This window comes from Pseudoalteromonas sp. TAE56 (genome assembly GCF_000497955.1).
Classification (GTDB): Bacteria; Pseudomonadota; Gammaproteobacteria; order Enterobacterales; family Alteromonadaceae; genus Pseudoalteromonas.
Map to the genome: position 1 here is coordinate 44,147 of NZ_AUTN01000057.1, position 18,540 is coordinate 62,686.

An 18,540-nucleotide genomic window follows, 5' to 3' on the forward strand; every position below is an offset into this window, starting at 1 on the left:
TATGTAATTAACAGCCCGTAGTAACTAGTGTTATTACTGGAGGAGTTACAACTACAGGGCCTGTCGTCGCAGTAGCTTGTGTGTATTCAATGCGACAATCATCAACAGTAGTTGCATCCACAGTGTAACTATTTGGAAAAATAGTTACTGTTGTATCGTTTACAAATAAATTGAAATCAGCTGAATCAATTGCATTTGGTGTTCCATCTGCAAAGTTGACATCTAAAAATGCTTCAAAGGCTTCTTCTGTTGCTGCTGGGTAACCATAAACTGTATCGACTGCATCCCCTGTATCTACAGTAACTTCAGCCGTTGCCTTTTTGTGATCACTAGCAATAATAGATTTGCCATTTACAATATTCATACCACTGCGAATAGAGCCTTGTAAGCCTTCGAGTGTTGAAGCATTTGCATCACCTTGCAAGTTTAAAAAACGAGGGGCTGCAGTAACAGCTAAAATGCCCAAAATAACAATTACGATGATCAATTCAACAAGTGTAAAACCTGCTTGTTTATTCATTGGTAAACTTTTTAACGATTGCGTTTTCATAGATAAGCCTCTTTTTAATTACTTAGTTTTTAAATATTTTTACTTTGCCTGTTTTAGCAAAGTATGAAAAACCTGTTAAACCTGATATTTCACCCGTATTGGTAGGTATACTTTTAATATCAATGGTATGAGTTAAATAATAGACGCATTGCGTACTTTCTGCATTGTACCTAACTAAAAAACTTACACTTTTTATTATCGATATTTCACTACTTAAGGTACTGCTTGGTGCATCTTGTAAAATTACATTTAATACTTGGCGACATTTATTAGCATTTATAGCTTCTGCACGAGTATCTTTTTTTTCTGTTCCATCACCCGTTGGTGTACCTAACGATCCATCAACACCAACTATTACTCCTCCATAATTAACAAATGTTTTATTTGACCTACTGCTTGGTCTTCCTTCTAATTCCCATTGACCCCTAACCATGCCAACGGCCGATGAGAAAGCACCTGCAATAGCGTCTGCGCTTGCATTATGCGCTTGATTTTTAATACCTATATATTGAGGTATAGCAAAGCTCAAAATTACTGCCAGTAAAATAACAACAATAACTAACTCAAATAATGAGAAACCTTTTGAGTAAGCCTTTGACGCAATCACTTGGTTAATTACCTTTAATCGCTGACATCATGTTCCACATAGGCATAAAAATACCCAACGCTAAAATCAGCACCATAATGGCAACAAACACAGTTAAAATAGGTTCGATTTTTGCAGTTAAACTACGTAGATCGTAATCAACTTCACGCTCATAATAATCAGCAGCCTCTTGTAATAGCTCATCAACCCGACCAGTTTCCTCTCCCACCGCAACCATCTGTAATACAAGCTGAGAAAACAGTTCAGAGCTTTTTGACGCTCTAAGTAAACTATCGCCCTTTTCTATATCTTGGCGCATAGTAACAATCGCTTTTTCCATATAACTATTATCTACTGCATGCGCAGTAAGCGATAATCCAGTGGTCATGGGAACACCCGATCGCAATACCATAGCTAAACTTTGGCTGTAGCGAGCAAGCAAAGTACGTTTTAGAATATCGCCAATAAAGGGAATTTTTAATTTATATTGATCCCACTTAAAGCGCCCAGTATCTGTATTTAAATAACGCTTCCAAGCGAATACCGCGCCAATACCCATGATCAACAACAACCACCAGAAATTAACAAAAAAACTGCTAGTACCAATGAGTATTTGTGTCATTAACGGCAATTCGGCATCAAACTTGGCAAACATGCTCGCAAAGGTAGGTATTACAAAAATATTTAAAATAATCATGGCTCCTACTAAAGCCAAAATAACAAAAGTGGGGTAGCGCATTGCTGCTTTTATTCGTTTGCGGGTTTCTTGCTCTTTTTCAAAATAAATAGCGAGTTGGTAAAATGCATCCTCTAATCGACCAGAACCTTCACCAACCATAACCATTGACACGGTTAAACGGCTAAATACTTCGTTATGTATCGCCATTGCACTGGATAAGTCACGGCCTTGCTCAAGTTGCCTGGTAACTTCCATCAATACATTTTTAAATTCTTTATTTTGTGTTGTATCTGCCAGCCCAATCATTGCTCGTATAATTGGAATACCTGCTTTTAATAGCGAATACATTTGCCTAGAAAACATAATCATGTCGTCTAACGTTATTTTTTCGACAAATAAGTTATCAAAAATTTTAATATTATTTTTTGTTTCAACTAAAGAAATTGATATTGGTATAAATTGACGCTTCATTAAACTATCGGCTACGCCAGCTTGGTTACTTGCTTCTAATTGGCCTTTAACCAATACACCTTTGCTGTCTTTCGCTTTATAGTTATATAGTTGCATCAATATCCCCTACTATTTCTGGGATATATTCAGCCACTTTAAATACTTCATCTAAAGAGGTAATACCTTGCTTAGCGTAATTTAGTGCCATTGTTGAAAGTGGTGAAAAGTTAGCACTATTTTTAGCTGCCTTTGCAAAACCTTGTGTGTCGTTAACCCGTAATGCATCCATCATCGCATCATCCATTTCGAGTAACTCAAAAATACCTACACGCCCTTTATAACCAGTGTGATTACATGCGGTGCAACCTTGCCCTTTAGAAAATTGAGCACCTGTAATCTCTTCGCCTAAATATTTTAACCAACTTAATTCTTGGCGATCTGGCAAGTACGGTACTCTGCAGTCATTACATACTCGTCTTACTAATCGCTGAGCAATAATCGCGCGCAGTGAACTTGCAACTAAATAGGCTGGTGCGCCCATGTCGATTAAACGCATAGCACTGGTAATTGCATCATTGGTATGTAACGTTGATAGTACGAGGTGGCCTGTTAAAGCGGCCCTTAATCCAATATCTACGGTTTCTTGGTCACGCATTTCGCCAACCATTATAATGTCAGGATCTTGCCTTAGAGCGGTCCGTAAAATACTTGCAAAGCTCAGCCCTATTTTATTATTTATTTGTACCTGGTTAATACGGCCAATACGATACTCAACGGGATCCTCTACTGTAATAATTTTACTTTCTTGTTGGTTTAACTCACTTAATGCACCGTATAGTGTGGTTGTTTTACCCGAGCCTGTTGGCCCAGTAACTAAAACCATGCCATGAGGGCGTTTTATAATGCTGCGCACACGTTTTAATATGTGTACTGGCATGCCTGTTTCATCTAACGATAATAATCCTGCTGATTGATCAAGCAAACGCATTACAACTGATTCGCCATGCTGAACGGGCATGGTAGATAGGCGCACATCAATACTATGGCTGCGCACTTTTATATTAAAGCGACCATCCTGAGGGAGGCGTTTTTCAGATATATCTAATCCCGACATAAGCTTTAAACGTAGCACGAGTGCCGATGCTATTTTTACTTGGTTAAGAGTGTGCTCTTGCAATATGCCATCTACACGTTGACGAATGCGAAGCAAACCTTCATCTGGCTCAATGTGAATATCGGATGCGCGAACTTGTACAGCATCTTCAAATATTGATTGCAGTAGCTTTACAACGGTTGCATCAGATGTTTCATCACCTAAAGAGTTTAAATCAAACTCTTCTACGTCTTGATATTCTTCATGGAGTTGTGCTGCAAAGTTAGTAATTTCATCTGTACGACGATATACGTTGTCAAACGCAGCCATTATTTGACTTTCTTGTACAACAGCTAAATCTATTCGTTTAGGAGCAAGCATAGTTGCAAGTTGATCAAGCCCCCTTAGATCAGCAGGATCGCTCATCCCGACTAAAACAGAGTCACCATTGTCTTCAATTACTAATGCTCTGTAGCGACGTGCATAAACCTCAGATAAAAGCTTAGATACATCAGCTGATATTTTTCGCTGTGATATATCTAAAAAAGGTACTTGTAATTGCTGCGCTAAAAAACGTAATAGTTGTGGTTCACTAATAAACTCAAGTGTAATAAGCGTCGAACCTAATTTACGACCCGTCGCAGCTTGAACGTTTAGCGCTTCGCTTAGTTGCGCTTCGGTGATCATGTGCTCATGAACAAGTAAGTCCCCTAAGCGCATTTTTAAACTAGGTCTCATACGGCCTCCTTTAGCGCAACTAAACGCTGTAATGCATGCTGCGTCATAGCTGTATTTAGTCCACCTAAATCTAGAGCCACTTTGTAAAGCTGTTTAGCATCGAGGTACTCTCCTAATGCATCTTTTGAGGTTGCAAGTGCCAGCCACCACTTAGCTTGACTAGGCTGTAGTTGTGTAAGATGTTTAAAGCTTTCAAGTGCTTTATGGTGCTTACTCGCACTTTGCGCAGCAGTACCTTGTAGCACCCAAAAATCAAGATTCGCTTGAGCCTCAAATTCATCACTTAAAAGCAGTAATACTCCTTCATACTGCTGTTGCATAATGAGTATTTTGCTTAGCATTACACGCCATTCAAGTACGTTAGGGTTTTGGCGAATACCTGCTTGCAAAACCTGTTGCGCAGAATTTATATCTTGTTGTTTAAAGTAAGTTGCAGCTAGTAAATTTCGAGCTTCAACGTGCAAAGGCAATTGCGCTAAAATAATATTTAAATCACTAATGGCTTCATTGTATAAGCCAAACTGTATTGCTTGTTTAGCTGCGGCTAATTGCTCAATCAATAAAGCCTGTGGCGACTTAGCTTCTGCCACGCTTTTAGTCATAGTATTTTGAGACTTAGTTTTAATCATTGGAGTAATTTTTGGTTTGCTGACAATAGCTTCGCTAGTTACCAGTACATTATCTTTAGCTAGTGCAGGGCCTTGTTTAACCTCGGCAATTACAACTGGCTCAGCCGTTGGTTGAGAAACCAGTAATGTTGCTTCACTCAACTTGGATTCAGCTAAATCATTCACTTCTGGTTTTATTTGCTCAACTTGCACAACCGTTTTCACAACATCTTGCTCAACTAAAGGTTCTACATTGCTTTTTTCATCTTGATAATCAGATAAATTAGAGCTTAGAACCGCGACCATTTTTTGCTGTGGTAACACAGACTCACGTTGAGTCTCTTTTTTGTCGGCGGTCGGTAAATATAGGTATGCTAAAAAAATGACACTTAGCATAATAAGTAAAATTACGGCTTTAAATGCAATATTTTTTACATCATATATCGGCTTTAAACTTATACCTTCTTGAATACTTACTTGTTTAGCTTCTCGTTGCTCAATATTTTTAAGCATATTATTTATAACGCTCATAACAACTGCCTCCATACCCATATGGCAGCAATAGCTAAAACACTAAACATTAAAGCACTGTAGCTCCAATATTGTCCGGTTCGATACTTTGCGCAGTCTTCGGTATCTTTTATGGCAAGTTGAATATGGCGATTTGTTATTATATTTAACCCTTCACCGTAAGCTTGTAATAGTGCTTTGTGGCATAAAATATTAACTAACCTAGGAATTCCACGGCTAGCTCTAGCAATTTTGAGCCCCATACTATTATTAAATAAAGGAGGCCTATTAAACCCTGCAACTTGTAAGCGGTGATTAATATAATAAACAACCTCAGCGCCAGTCATCGCCCGTAATTTATACGAAAAACTGATACGTTGGCGTAATTGCCTTACTTTGTTGTTTGCCAGCTTTTCATCAAGTTCAGGTTGTCCAAATAACACAACTTGAATTAGTTTTTCGCTTTCTGTTTCTAAGTTTGTAAATAATCTCAGCGCCTCTAGAGTCTCCCAACTCAAGCATTGCGCCTCATCTATCAAAAGCACTACACGCTCATTATCTTCTTGTAAGTCGAGTAAGTGATGATTTATAAGCTGCCCTAGTGCTTGCTGATCTAATGCTTTATCTACGTCCATACCCAGCTCAATTGCAATTGCCCATCTAAGCTCTTCTGGGCTTAAATAAGAGTTAGGTAAATAAGCCACAATGTAATCTGGCTCAAGTTGGTTTAATAGCTTTCTACAAAGTAGCGTTTTACCAGTCCCAACTTCACCAGTGACTTTAATAAACCCTTCACCCATTTCAATAGCTGTTGTTAACACTTGCATCGCTTCATGGTGCGGTTCAAGTGCACAAAAAAACTCTGTGTTAGGGGTTAACGTGAAAGGCATTTCACTTAAATTAAAAAAGCTTAAATACATAGTTAGTTTTCATACCATGTTTTTAAAAGCTGACGGCTTTCACCTTGTTGTTTTTTCCAAGTATCTGGCATAACAACCGTTGGTTTGATTAAAATAATCAGTTCTTTTTTCTCTTGGCGTTTACGAATACTTTTAAATAAATTGCCAAATAGTGGGATATCCCCCAACACGGGGGTTTTTGATTCTTCATCCTGTGTTGATGTTTGCATCAAACCACCAATAACCACTATTTCGCCACTTTGAGCGCGAATAACAGTATCTGATTCTCGAATGTTACTTTGTGCTAGAGGCAACTCAAAACGTTGATCGTCTAATGTAATTACTTTTAGCTGCTCTTCTGTTTCAGTTACTGAAGGGTGAACATGCAAAATAACTGAGCCGTACTTGTCAATTTGCGGCGTTACATCTAGGGCAATACCAGAAAAGAACGGCGTTAAATCAATTTCAGGCGAGGTCGTTGTAGCAGTACCCGTTACCGTCGTACTTGATACATTAGTAACAAAATATTCGTCTTGCCCTACTTTTATAACTGCTTTTTGATTGTTTGTAGCGGTAACTCGAGGGTTAGATAGCATTTGCACATCACCTTGCGTTTCAAGCAAATTAATAACCCCGTTAAAGTCTCCTTTTTGAATGGTTAGCGATGACGCTCCACCAATTGCGGCTGAAATACTATTACTAATAGTAGAACCCGCTGTTGTAGCAAACGAAATACCGCCTTCTAAACCACTCGCTATACGCTCCCAGTTAACTCCCTGTTGGTACTCATCTTTTAAAGTTACTTCTATTATTTTTGCTTCTAGAATAACTTGGCGTTGCAGGTTTTCTTGGCTTTGACGCAAAAACTCTTTTAGCTGACTAATTTCGCTTGGTAATGCATTTACGGTTACCAAACTAGCTTGTGGGCTTGCAACAACATAGCGCCCATCGCTTGCGCCAATTAAAGACTTAAGGGCGACTTCTAATTCTTTCCAAAAGTCATTTTTATTAATTGTTTGGATTCGAGAACCGTTTAAATCTAAGCTTTGATTATCGCCGCCAAACTCATTATTTTGCTGGTTACTACTACCTGAATTTGAACCATTCGAACTACTGCCACTTTGTGCAAATTGGCTAACCCCACCAGCAACCACACTCACTGTAGACTGACCATGGCGCTGCATCATTAAATAATTTACAGGTATTGTTTCTGTGCGCATTTTGGCTGGCAGTACTTGTACAATTCGTCCTTCATTAACAATATCTAAAGGATACATACGCTTAATAACAGCAATGACTTCGTTAAACGTAACGCTTTTAAGATTTAAACTAATTGTGCCATTTACCTCAGGATGCACAGCAACACTAAAAGGCGTATCGTCTGTTAAGCCTGCAAAAAAAGTACCTATTTCAACGTCATTAGCGGCTACATCAAAACGCTTTATAGATAACTCATCACTTATAGTTTGCTCATTATTTATTGATGATAGTAGGCTTTGGGTAAGCTCACTCGGCATCTGTAAAGGCGCAATCGCTTTAGCTTCTACTGGTTTTTCAGCCAGCTCTTGTTCTATATGAGTTTTAACTTCTTTACCAGGCTTAAAGCTATGGCAAGCCGTTAAAAATGTAGGTAACAATAGAAGAACAAGCCACGGGTAAGATAAATTATTTTTTAATTTCATAGTCATATAATTCTAATTTTATTTGTTTATCGTCATTTGCTAGCACAACCTGTTTTGAGTTTATGCTTAGCACCCGAAAATCGTCTACAGCATCACCCACTCGATAAATATGGCCAGAAATAATAGCCTTAAATGCTGTACTGTTTTTAATAATAGATTGCAATTTAAGTTCTGTGTTTTGAGTTACACTCTTGTTGTTATTTACATACATATTTGGTTGAGTAGGATCGCGTAATTGCGCTAATGCACTGGGTGCGAAAGTGAACAAAAGTAATAAAAAACATAAATTATAATGCGATAAATTTTTCATTAGCGCTCACTGTAGCAATTTGTAAAGTTAATTCAGCTTGAGGGTACTCTAGTACCTGATAACTAAACTCCTGTATTAATAACTTATCTTGATTATTTTTTAATGCGGCTAAATATTTTTGTAAGCTAAAGTAGCTACCTTCTAAAGTAACGACCATCTGATGCTCAAAAAATAATGTTTGCGTATCATGTTCACCTAGTTTTTCTACATCGATAGCTTGTGCTGGTTTGACATTAAAGCTACTCACTTTTACGTCGCTACTATCTACGAGCAAATCTTTTAAAACGGCAGGTACATTTTTAGCCGCTACAAAGCCTTGGCTAAAACTATTAAGTTGATTATTTATTTCTGCTAACTCATCTCTGGTTTGTGCAATTTGACTGCGTAAAACCTTAGTGTAGTCGTAGTTTAATGCTTGATTTAACATGGAGAGTTGCGCATTTATCTGCTGTAACTCCTGCAATGCTGCATTTTGTTCAGAGCGAATATGAGCAACTTCATCTTGCTGTGGAAAAATAACAAACCACAGGCCGAGGTAAATCACCATGAATAAGCCTACAAATACAGTGGAATACTTCTCACGCTTTTGCAGCGATGCAAATTGAGCTCGATACTTTGCCCAAATAGGCCAACCTTTGTCTTTCTTGTTGTTCATGGTTTAGCGCCTTTATCAGCAAGGTCGGTCGCCACATTAAATTCACTCAGACCATCTTTTGTTGACAGTTCTAAAACTGAAAATTCTTTATCAATAAAAAAAGGTGACTGCTTTAAATTATTAAACCACATAGGTAAAAATTTTGACTGCGATACTTGCCCTTGAAACGTGACACTTTGCCCTACAAATTTAATATGGGTAAGCCAGATATTAGGCTCGTGATACTTGGCTAAATCTTGCATAACCTGCGCATAGTCGGTTGCGGATTGATCTGAGCTTTGCTCTAAATAACTAAATATTTGCTGCTTATGCAAAACCTCTTGCTGAAGTGTTTTTAGCTCATTAATAAAAATTGTTTTATTTTGCTTCTCTGCTAGCTGCTGTTTTACAACTTCTAACTGAGCTTTTCCTTGTTTGAGATATTCCTTTTTTTGTTCTAAATCAAGCTCACTTGAATAAGTTTTATAACTATAAAAAGCCCACGTGATTACAATAATTAATAGCGCACCTAACCACAGTGTAATCATTCCCGATAAAGGGACTGGGTCTCGGCGTACTCGTAAGGTTTTTTGATAAAAATTAATCCGGGTTTTCATAGCACAGACTCCGGATCTGTTAATTGATAGGCTGCTCCGAGCGCATAATAAAAGTTTGGCTCTAATTGCTGCGCTAATTCTAAGTTAGGCGCAAAATCTACAACTTTTACTTGTAAAAACTCTGCAAGACCGGCTCTAAGAGTTAATGAAGATAAATCATCGCACTGTAGCTGTATGCTGCGAATTGGCGGTTGCTTGAGCTGGCTTTCAAAAAAGTCCATCGAACGCTGAATTTCTAACCCTAACGCCTCTACTAGTTCTTGGTTTTGATCCTTATCTGAAATGCCTAAAAAACCATTTAATCGCCTAGCTAATACTAATTGTCCATCACGAATAATTAAGATTCGAGGTTCATGATTAGCATGCTGCACAATCAGCATATGCGCCTCTTTGTATGAGCCAAATAAAGTTACTAAAACCATTTCTTCAGAGGTCATTGCACGCAAAACTGGTTTAGTTTGTTCAAAACTGTCTATAAACGGAAGTAGCTGCAGCTTATTGGTAATAAATACATTCATTTTGCTGCTTTGCATTGGTAACGTTATTGGATAATCGATAAAGTCAGCTACAATGTTTTCAGAGGCTATATCAACTAAATCTTTTGTAGTCCAAGGCAGCGACTGAATGATTTCTTCATCACTAAGGTTTGGTTTATCCATTTGCACTATTTGATAAAAGTAGTGCGGTATGACTAAATTAACCGCACAAATATCAGTAGACACCTCATTTGTACAAGCAACAATTGCAGCGGTATAATCGGTTTGCTCAGACACATTTACACTGTGAGAACTGTGAACCATCCATTGGTCGCGTTGTTTTTTTAAACATACCGCGTTAACAGTATCTGCGTAAGTTGCAACACCAATAGCTGTATTTGGATCTAAACTACGATTTAACCATGAAAACAGCTTTTCTTTCATATAGCTACTATTGTTAATTGAGTATGAAATAAGTGTCGTACATTTTAACTACTTTGCCAAATTGAAAACCAATAAAATGCATGAAACATTCAAAATAGATGAAAATAACTATATTCAACAATTAGATAGCTCGTTTCTAAAAAAGAGAAATATTTGTTTAGGTATAAAACGTGATGATTTACTCCATCCGCTAATAAGTGGCAATAAATGGCGTAAATTAAAATACAATTTAGCGTATATGCAAAAGATAAATAAAACAGAGCTTCTGACTTTTGGTGGTGCGTTTTCAAACCATATTCACGCCTGCGCAGCCGCAGGAAAAGAATTTAATATAAAAACTCACGCGATTATTCGCGGACCAGAACTGGATAACAACAACCCAACAATCCAATTTGCAAAACATTGTGGTATGAACCTACATGTTGTTAATCGTATAGAGTATCGAAAACGCCAAGACACCGATTACCTTAATGCTTTGCAAGAGCGCTTTCCAAATGCTTATATCATTCCTGAAGGTGGTACAAACGAGCACGCCTTATTAGGATGTAAAGAGTTAGTACAAAGCTTACCCGAACATAACTACTTAGCTTGTCCTACAGGTAGCGGTGGCACGCTTGCTGGATTAATAGAAGGCAGTGTTTCAACTACACAAATTATTGGTATAGCGGTATTAAAACAAGCTGATTATTTAAATGAAGAAATAAAAAAGCTGAGCGCTAAAGCTAATAATCAAACTAACTGGCAGTTACTCACAGAGTTTCATGGTGGTGGTTATGGAAAATTTTCACCTGAGTTATGGCAGTTCTGCCAAGATATAGGCCGCACACACAACCTACCGCTTGAGCCTATTTATAGCGGAAAAATGATGTATGCATTGTGGCAACTTATTGAGCAAGATTATTTCCCATCTGGGAGTAAGATTATTGCGGTCCATACCGGCGGACTTCAGGGGCTAAATGGTCTTAAATATAGAGGCTTAATTTAATGAAATACCGCTTGCGTAAACTCTTGAAGTGGCTCTGAAAAGTAAAACCCTTGAGCTCCAACCACTCCCAACTTGGCAAGCGTAAACAACTCTTTTTGAGTCTCTACGCCAACGGCATATACAGGTAAATTTAAAAGGTTTGCGGCTTCGACTATCTTTTTTATCTGCCTTTGATTTTGAGTTTTTTCATTTAACAAATGAATTAGATCGTATGATAATTTAAGTCCGCAAACTTGGTTATAATCAGCTAATACAGCTACTTTCTCACTACTTTTTACATTATCAATCACAACTTGTGAACGGCTTTTTTTAATTATATTTAGTGCATTAGTTATCGATTTTCTATGAGTGAAAAATTCTGTCTCACTTATTTCAAATTGTAATTTAGCACTTAATTTAAGTTCAGCTATTTGACTAGGTAGCCACTCCCAAAATACATCGTTAAACCAATTTTTAGTGTGTAGATTTACACTAACTGTTTGAGCCGAAGATTCACTCAGCATTAGCTTTTTAACTTGTGTTATTACGGCTTTATCTAATATTAAAGCGTCTTTATTACTATAAACCTGATTAATAAAATAACGAGCAGCTAGTAATCCAAGTTGGCTATGCCTAACCCTAATAAGCGCTTCATGTTCTAAAATCTCCCCACTAGAGAGCTCAAATAAAGGTTGGAAAAATAATATAAACTTATTCTTTTTAATATTTTCGATAACCTGTTTACTCGAGAGTGGTTTTTCTTGGTAATAATTTAACGCTAAGCGGTGATAGTGCTGTACTGAGCTGCTTTGCGATAGCATAAGTGCTGATTTTGCTAACTGATAAACCGCAATTTTATCTGCGCCTACTCGATAGTCGCACGCACCTATTTTAATGTTTTTATGAGTCATACTTTTTTGATAATTTTGGCATAGTAAAAACACGCTCTGATGAAGCTTTTCAACGTAGCTGTCTAACTCGGGAGTCGATATATGTGGCAAGGTGATGGCTAAGTAATTGGAATTTAGTATTTTTACCGACACATCTTTAAATCCAGTCAATTTTCTAGTGATTAACACTTTAAAAATAGCTTCTTTATCGGTTTTCTTATCAAAGTCACATTCAATGAGTAAAAATAAGCTATGTGATGATCTATTAACCCCATACAAAGAACTTAATTCGCATTTTTTTACTTGTTTAATTAATCGTATTTTATTTTGTTTTTGTTTAATAATTTTAGTAGGTTGTATCATTGTATTTTTGGGCGTAATTTTACGACTTACATTCAATAACCCCCACCAGCGATAAGACCAGCCAGCGGCGCCTAATATGATCAAGTTTAGCAATATAAATAAGTAACTTTGTGTTACCCAAGCAGGATAGTGATAGAGGCTCAAATTTAATGTTTTGTAAGAAAAAACTTCGCGCTCTATATTCACTAAATGCTTAAAATGCTCTGCAGGCTTTGGCACTTCCAACATAAAACCTTCACTTTTAGCCAATGCAGCCAACACTTCATTGTTTATAGAAGGAGATAAATTCAGCTCGTAAACGTGTTTAACGAACTGCTGCCCAGAAGCATGAACTTTTTGATGTAATGCATCATTTAAAATAAAATTAAAACTAATAAGTATCATTAAAAATAAGACAAAAGAGATACCTTTGAAGTACTTGAAAAGCCAGATTTTACTCTTTTGCATAGCCTGCCACTCGTTAAATTATTAACTAAAGTGTTGTTCAATATCTATAGAAGTACAAGGCTATAAACTAAGTTTAAACGTTTATTAATAGTGCTAAACAAAAAACACTCAGATAAACGAGAACTTACACAAACAAACAAACAAACAAACAAACAACTATGCCCTTTATTTTATAAATAGATTAAATTGAATCCTCAAGCTTAAGCGAGTTTTTTTGTACTATGCGCAGCGAAGCTGTGTGCTTTGTTTATAGTGCCCAACTCACTAACTTCTGACATTGATAATTCAACCTTTGCTGAAATAAACATATGGGAAAAGGATGTATGAGATCTCATATAGCAACCGGTGAGGAAAATTCTATTTTATGAATTGTCTTTTTAAGTTATCCAAAATAAGCTCAAGCCAACGGACGATATTACGATAGGTACTTAATATGGATAATTATTAAATCACTTTAACGGCTCAGTTATTTAAACAGCGGATTATAGTTTCACGTAAATTTTTAGCTTTAATAGGCTTTGCAACATGGGCGTTCATGCCAATGGATAAGTATCGTGTAATATCATCTTTCATAACATTAGCTGTTAAAGCAATTATTGGAATATTTGCGATTGCTTTATCACTATCGTTACGAATAATTTTACTTGCCTCAACCCCATCCATAATAGGCATATGAATATCCATCAAAATAATATCGTACGATTGGGATTTCACGGCTTGAATACATTCTAGTCCATTGTCGACCAAATAAATTTGAGCATCCGCATTTTCTAGTATGTTTGTAACTATTAGTTTATTGATCGAGTTATCTTCCACAACTAATATTTTGATACCTGCTAGCGGCTTTTCACTTACTGCATTTACCACAGGCACTTCATTCAGAGAGCCTACTACTTTACTTTCAATCGCCTCATACAAAACACTCGTGTATACAGGTTTCTGCAAAATAGTTTTTATACTTACTTTTTTGGCTCCATTATTTAGTAAACTTTCGTCACTCATTATAAGCACAATAGTGTTGGCATAAAGTTGAGGGTTAATATTAAAAATGCGTATTAAAAAAGTTTCGCTACTCATTGATGGCATTGCCCAGTCGACAATAATAACTTTAAATTTCTCTTTATTGTGTTCAATAATATCAATAGCTTGTTTAGCAGATTGACAGGCCATACATGCTAACCCCATAGCCGTTAGCTGATTTTCAATTACCTTAAGATCATCTTCATTATCATCTATAATTAGTACTTCAAACGCATCAGTAAAAGTTAGGTTAGGAGTATCATCAATTAACGCTTGGTTATTCAGTTTCACCTTAATTGAAGCTATAAATTCACTACCTACACCTTGAGTGCTTTTTACCGTTATATCTCCCCCCATCGATTGGCATAAACGCTTACTTATAGTTAAGCCTAAACCTGTGCCGCCAAACTTCCTGGTTGTAGAGCTGTCAGCTTGAGTAAAAGATTCAAATAAATCGGCAAGGCTTTGCTCGGCAATGCCAATACCTGAATCTTTAACAATAAAATACAAACAAACACTCTTAGGATCGGCTAATGATCTTTTTGATTCTATTAATACCGATACAAAGCCCTGTGTAGTAAATTTAATTGCGTTAGAGCATAAATTTAGCAGTACTTGGTTTATTCGAACTACATCACCAATTAAATTGAGCTTGACCTCTTCACCAATGACAATATCAAATGTGATCCCTTTGCTTTGAGCTAGCTCATCAAAAGTTGCTTTGATGTAGTCAACAACCGAATTTACAGAGAAAGGAAATTCTTCAAGGTTAATGTTTCCAGACTCAATTTTTGAAAAATCTAAAATATCGTTAATAACTACAAGGAGTTGATCTGAAGAATATTTAATTTTATTTAAATAATGTTCATATTCCCCAGGCAAACCTTTTTCGAGCAAAATGTTGGTTAAGCCAATAATCCCACTCATAGGCGTTCTAATTTCATGACTCATATTTGCTAAAAATTCAGACTTAGCGGATGTCAGCTTTTCGGCCTCGTCTTTGGCTTGCAACAGTTCTTCAGTACGCTGATCAACGCGAGACTCTAATCTTTGCTTTTCTTCATCAAGCTCTTTTAAAAGTTGGATGCGGCGTTGATTTAAAAACAATACGAAAACTAAAAAGCTGCTAAGAATACAGATAATCGCAGTAGCGCTGTAAATCAATGTTTTATTTTGCTCAAAATAGGTTGGCTCGTAATAAGATATAATCGACTTTTCTGGCAAGCTTTGTGAAGCTATATCGAACTTGTTTAATTGACGCCAATCGTAAGCATAAACACTTAGTTCTTCACCACTGATTGCACTTAGGCTTTTATTTTCATTGTATAAAATTATCGAATCGGCAATACGTGCGCCTATTTTTTCACCCGACAACACATACCCACCAACAACACCTGAACCTAATAGTACCTCCCAATAACTAAAAACGGGCGCTGAACTTGCTTCAGCTAATCGCTCTACTAGCTGATAAGGGCTAAGAGATTTATTATCGTAATACCTGAAAATGGGTGTAAACAATATAATTGAATCATCTGGCGCATTTTTTATTCTAGTGAGTAGCTCTGGCATTGAAAGATCAAACCACTTTTCTACGTCTAAATACGAAAAGTCACGGTTAATAACCGAAAATAGCCCTCGATAAAAGCTCATCCCAATATCATTTTTTGTATCTAATATAACGATTAATTTTTTAGGCTTCATTAAATTAACAGCGCTTGCTGTTGCTTGCGCGTAGTCTAATTTAGCTTGGATCACTGCTCCATTGGTGCTTTCAGGTAAACTAAATTGAGCGCCTGGTTCTAAATATATTCTTGGAGCATTTATAAAAAAATCATCTAATTGCGATAAAAGTACAGCTGCAGAAGGCGACTGAGTAACAATGATATCTATGTGCTTATTTTTATATTTTTGCTTAAGGTAGTCCTTCATTAACTGTTTTTGATTTGCTTCATCAAAGCGGTTTACATCCATATTTTCAACGAAGAGCTCATAACTAAAAGAACGTTCTATAAGTTTTTTACGCAGTCCAGAATCAACACTTTTGTGCCAAGGCATATCTTGGTTTGTTGAATTTATAAATAAAACATGAGTAACATTTGAAGAAGATTGAGCGTTTGAAATTGGACTCAAAAATAGAAAAACAAGAAATAAAAATAAGATATTAGTTTTCATGTTTCTCATTGTGCAATCAAGGTAAAAGTCTTTTAATGGTAAGTGTTAACGATATATATATCAATTAAAGTTAATGTAAACTTCACCATAATTTAACATGCTTACTAATACTATTTCATTTTATTGCTTAATGACGATATTCATTGATAGTTCTTGGGTGTCCTCACTGAACAACCCGTATAAAAAAGCCCCGTATAAACGGGGCTTTTCTGTAATAAATCTTTACACTGTAAAAGTTGGAAAACTAGAACGGGATATCATCGTCAAAATCAATGGTCGGTTCCATTGGGTTTGATGCACCACCTTGCGGGGCGTTTTGCGGTTTAGGAGCGAAGCCACCTTGCTGTTGTGGGGCACTTTTTTGCTGTGGTGCATAACCACCTTGCGGCTGATATTGATTACTTTGCTGCTGTGGTGCTGGAGCCGGTTTTGGTTGTGCTGCTGGTGCGGCTTGTTGCTGTGGATTATAGCCACCTTGCTGTGCGCCTTGACCTTGGTTATTTTGACCGTAACCACCACTTTGTTGACCACCTTGCGGCTGATTACCTTGGTAACCACCACCTTGTTGGCCGCCTTGATTACCTTGATAACCACCGCTTTGCTGATCGCCACCGCGTGCGCCAAGCATTTGCATTTGACCTGTAAATCCGTCAACTACAATTTCAGTTGTGTATTTTTCTTGGCCTTGTTGATCGGTCCACTTACGTGTTTGAAGTTTACCTTCAACATAAATTTGTGAACCTTTACGACAATATTCACCAACAATTTCAGCTAATTTGCCAAAGAATACAACACGATGCCACTCAGTTTTATCAACCATTTGGCCAGTGTTTTTATCTTTATAGCTATCCGAAGTTGCTAAGGTAATATTTGCTACACCGTTACCGTTAGGCATATAACGAACTTCAGGATCTTGCCCTAAATTACCAACCAAAATTACTTTGTTCACACCGCGTGCCATGGAACCATCTCCTATAAATGTTAGATTAAACCAGCGACTTTACGCGCTTGGTCTAGGTCAAATTCTTTATCATTAATCTTTAAATAGCTGCGACTTTCATCGCGAACCACAGTTGCTTCTATTACGCCAGGTAAAGCAACTAACTGAGAAGCAAGTGTTTGAGCATGCTCTTCAGAATCTAATTTGGTCATTAAACTAATAACTTTACTTTTGGGTGGGACTTGCATTTTCCACGCAATAATAAGCCATATTAACCCAACAAGTGCCGCTGCCGCAAACACAGCTTGCGTCGTTGTCGTTTGTGCTACATAACCACCTAACATACCGCCTAAAAAGGCGCCTAAAAACTGACTAGATGAGTAGCCACCCATTGCTGAACCTTTTTGGCTTGCAGGTGCTATTCGCGATACAAGCGCAGGCATAGTGGCCTCTAAAAAGTTAAACGCCACAAAATAAAGCAGCATACACACAGCAATGCCTACTACACTATTAACCCATACCGACATTGCTAACATACTAATAGTTAACAAGGCTACTGAGCCAATAAATGCTTGTTTTTCTTTCTCTTTTTTAATGGCCACAATCATTATTGGTACCATTAATAAGAATGCTAAAAATAGCACTGGAATATATAAATACCAGTGATGGTCTGCAACCAAGCCATCTTTAATTAACTGACTCGGCAGTACGACAAATATAGTGGTCAGTGTTAAATGTAATAGCAATACACCTGCATTTAATCGTGCTAACTGAGGGTGCTTAATTAGTTTTTTAATATCACTAAAGCTTGCTAATGTATCACCTTTGGGTGCTTTATTTACCGCATTTGGCACTAGCATGGTCACTATAAATATACCAAAAACAGCTAAAATAGCAGTCAACCAAAATACACCCGCAATACCCCACGAAGCTGCGACAATTGGCCCAAGTAACATAGCAAAGGCAAAGCTCATTCCTATGCTCATACCAATAACGGCCATTACTTTTGGTCGCTGCTCATCGCGGCTTAAATCTGAGGCAAACGCAAGTAGCGCACTGGCTATTGCGCCCATACCTTGTAGAGCGCGGCCTACGGTAACCATTTGAATAGAGTCAGCTAATGCAGCAACTACAGAGCCAATAGCAAATACGACTAAGCCACCAACAATAACCTTTTTACGACCAATTTTATCGGATAAGCGACCCATAGGTATTTGCAATACGGCTTGCGTTAAACCATACGCACCAATGGCAAAACCAATCCAAATAGGCGAAAAACCTTCAAGCGATTGTCCATAAATAGCCAATACAGGCATCAGCATAAACAAGCCGAGCATTCTAAATGCAAACACACTCGCCAGCGATACTGCGGCGCGTTTTTCTCGTGAATTAAGTGAAGATGCGGTCATTATCTGCGTGATCTTACTCTATGAAAAATTGAGGTTGGGATTCTACCATAAGCTTGGCA

The 18,540-nt window shown here is 37.3% G+C and carries 16 protein-coding genes; 1 reads left to right on the forward strand and 15 read right to left on the reverse strand.

The features are described from left to right. Window positions 1-7: 7 nt before the first annotated feature. The 11 genes from L656_RS0102335 to L656_RS0102385 are packed head-to-tail and all read right to left on the reverse strand — an operon-like array spanning window position 8 to window position 10,276. Complete coding sequence (locus L656_RS0102335) at window positions 8-550, reverse strand: prepilin-type N-terminal cleavage/methylation domain-containing protein (RefSeq protein WP_024598050.1); 543 nt, start codon at window positions 548-550, stop codon at window positions 8-10. Window positions 551-572: 22 nt separating this feature from the next. Then, window positions 573-1,157, reverse strand: coding sequence for a pilus assembly FimT family protein (locus L656_RS0102340; RefSeq protein ID WP_024598051.1), 585 nt, complete (start codon window positions 1,155-1,157; stop codon window positions 573-575). A 4-nt stretch (window positions 1,158-1,161) separates the two neighbouring features. Beyond that, complete coding sequence (locus L656_RS0102345; RefSeq protein ID WP_024598052.1) at window positions 1,162-2,382, reverse strand: type II secretion system F family protein; 1,221 nt, start codon at window positions 2,380-2,382, stop codon at window positions 1,162-1,164. After that, window positions 2,369-4,096 carry a GspE/PulE family protein gene (locus L656_RS0102350; protein ID WP_024598053.1) on the reverse strand — a complete coding sequence of 576 codons (1,728 nt, stop codon included), beginning with the start codon at window positions 4,094-4,096 and terminating at the stop codon, window positions 2,369-2,371. Before L656_RS0102350 ends, L656_RS0102345 begins: the two co-directional genes overlap by 14 nt. After that, window positions 4,093-5,235 carry a tetratricopeptide repeat protein gene (locus L656_RS0102355; RefSeq protein ID WP_024594537.1) on the reverse strand — a complete coding sequence of 381 codons (1,143 nt, stop codon included), beginning with the start codon at window positions 5,233-5,235 and terminating at the stop codon, window positions 4,093-4,095. The genes L656_RS0102350 and L656_RS0102355 overlap by 4 nt, the downstream gene beginning before the upstream one ends. Then, window positions 5,232-6,134, reverse strand: coding sequence for an ExeA family protein (locus tag L656_RS0102360; protein WP_024598054.1), 903 nt, complete (start codon window positions 6,132-6,134; stop codon window positions 5,232-5,234). The genes L656_RS0102355 and L656_RS0102360 overlap by 4 nt, the downstream gene beginning before the upstream one ends. 2 nt (window positions 6,135-6,136) lie before the next feature. Next, the gene (gene mshL, locus L656_RS0102365) at window positions 6,137-7,795 is read right to left on the reverse strand and encodes a pilus (MSHA type) biogenesis protein MshL (protein ID WP_024598055.1); all 1,659 of its coding nucleotides are present in this window, start codon (window positions 7,793-7,795) and stop codon (window positions 6,137-6,139) included. After that, a complete protein-coding gene (locus L656_RS0102370; protein ID WP_024594540.1) occupies window positions 7,779-8,105 on the reverse strand; it encodes an agglutinin biogenesis protein MshK in 327 nt (108 codons plus the stop codon). Before L656_RS0102370 ends, mshL begins: the two co-directional genes overlap by 17 nt. After that, window positions 8,083-8,760 (reverse strand): hypothetical protein, encoded by a 678-nt coding sequence (locus L656_RS0102375; RefSeq protein WP_024598056.1) that lies wholly within the window; start codon window positions 8,758-8,760, stop codon window positions 8,083-8,085. Before L656_RS0102375 ends, L656_RS0102370 begins: the two co-directional genes overlap by 23 nt. Next, window positions 8,757-9,356 carry a PilN domain-containing protein gene (locus L656_RS0102380; RefSeq protein WP_024598057.1) on the reverse strand — a complete coding sequence of 200 codons (600 nt, stop codon included), beginning with the start codon at window positions 9,354-9,356 and terminating at the stop codon, window positions 8,757-8,759. Before L656_RS0102380 ends, L656_RS0102375 begins: the two co-directional genes overlap by 4 nt. Further along, the gene (locus L656_RS0102385; protein WP_024598058.1) at window positions 9,353-10,276 is read right to left on the reverse strand and encodes a hypothetical protein; all 924 of its coding nucleotides are present in this window, start codon (window positions 10,274-10,276) and stop codon (window positions 9,353-9,355) included. Before L656_RS0102385 ends, L656_RS0102380 begins: the two co-directional genes overlap by 4 nt. 76 nt (window positions 10,277-10,352) lie before the next feature. Here L656_RS0102385 and L656_RS0102390 point away from each other — a divergent pair, with 76 nt between their 5' ends. Beyond that, window positions 10,353-11,261 carry a 1-aminocyclopropane-1-carboxylate deaminase/D-cysteine desulfhydrase gene (locus L656_RS0102390; protein ID WP_024598059.1) on the forward strand — a complete coding sequence of 303 codons (909 nt, stop codon included), beginning with the start codon at window positions 10,353-10,355 and terminating at the stop codon, window positions 11,259-11,261. On the opposite strand, the gene L656_RS0102395 is transcribed toward L656_RS0102390, so the two are convergent. The 4 genes from L656_RS0102395 to L656_RS0102410 all read right to left on the reverse strand — a co-directional run bounded on the left by L656_RS0102395 (window position 11,258) and on the right by L656_RS0102410 (window position 18,481). Further along, the gene (locus L656_RS0102395) at window positions 11,258-12,877 is read right to left on the reverse strand and encodes an EAL domain-containing protein (RefSeq protein WP_029750602.1); all 1,620 of its coding nucleotides are present in this window, start codon (window positions 12,875-12,877) and stop codon (window positions 11,258-11,260) included. The two genes, L656_RS0102390 and L656_RS0102395, sit on opposite strands and share 4 nt — an antisense overlap. 525 nt (window positions 12,878-13,402) lie before the next feature. After that, window positions 13,403-16,132: a response regulator gene (locus L656_RS0102400; RefSeq protein WP_024598061.1), complete on the reverse strand. Its 2,730-nt coding sequence runs from the start codon at window positions 16,130-16,132 to the stop codon at window positions 13,403-13,405. A 244-nt stretch (window positions 16,133-16,376) separates the two neighbouring features. Then, complete coding sequence (gene ssb / locus L656_RS0102405) at window positions 16,377-17,093, reverse strand: single-stranded DNA-binding protein (RefSeq protein ID WP_024598062.1); 717 nt, start codon at window positions 17,091-17,093, stop codon at window positions 16,377-16,379. Between the two features lie 20 nt (window positions 17,094-17,113). After that, window positions 17,114-18,481, reverse strand: coding sequence for an MFS transporter (locus tag L656_RS0102410; protein WP_010553785.1), 1,368 nt, complete (start codon window positions 18,479-18,481; stop codon window positions 17,114-17,116). Window positions 18,482-18,540 lie beyond the last annotated feature (59 nt).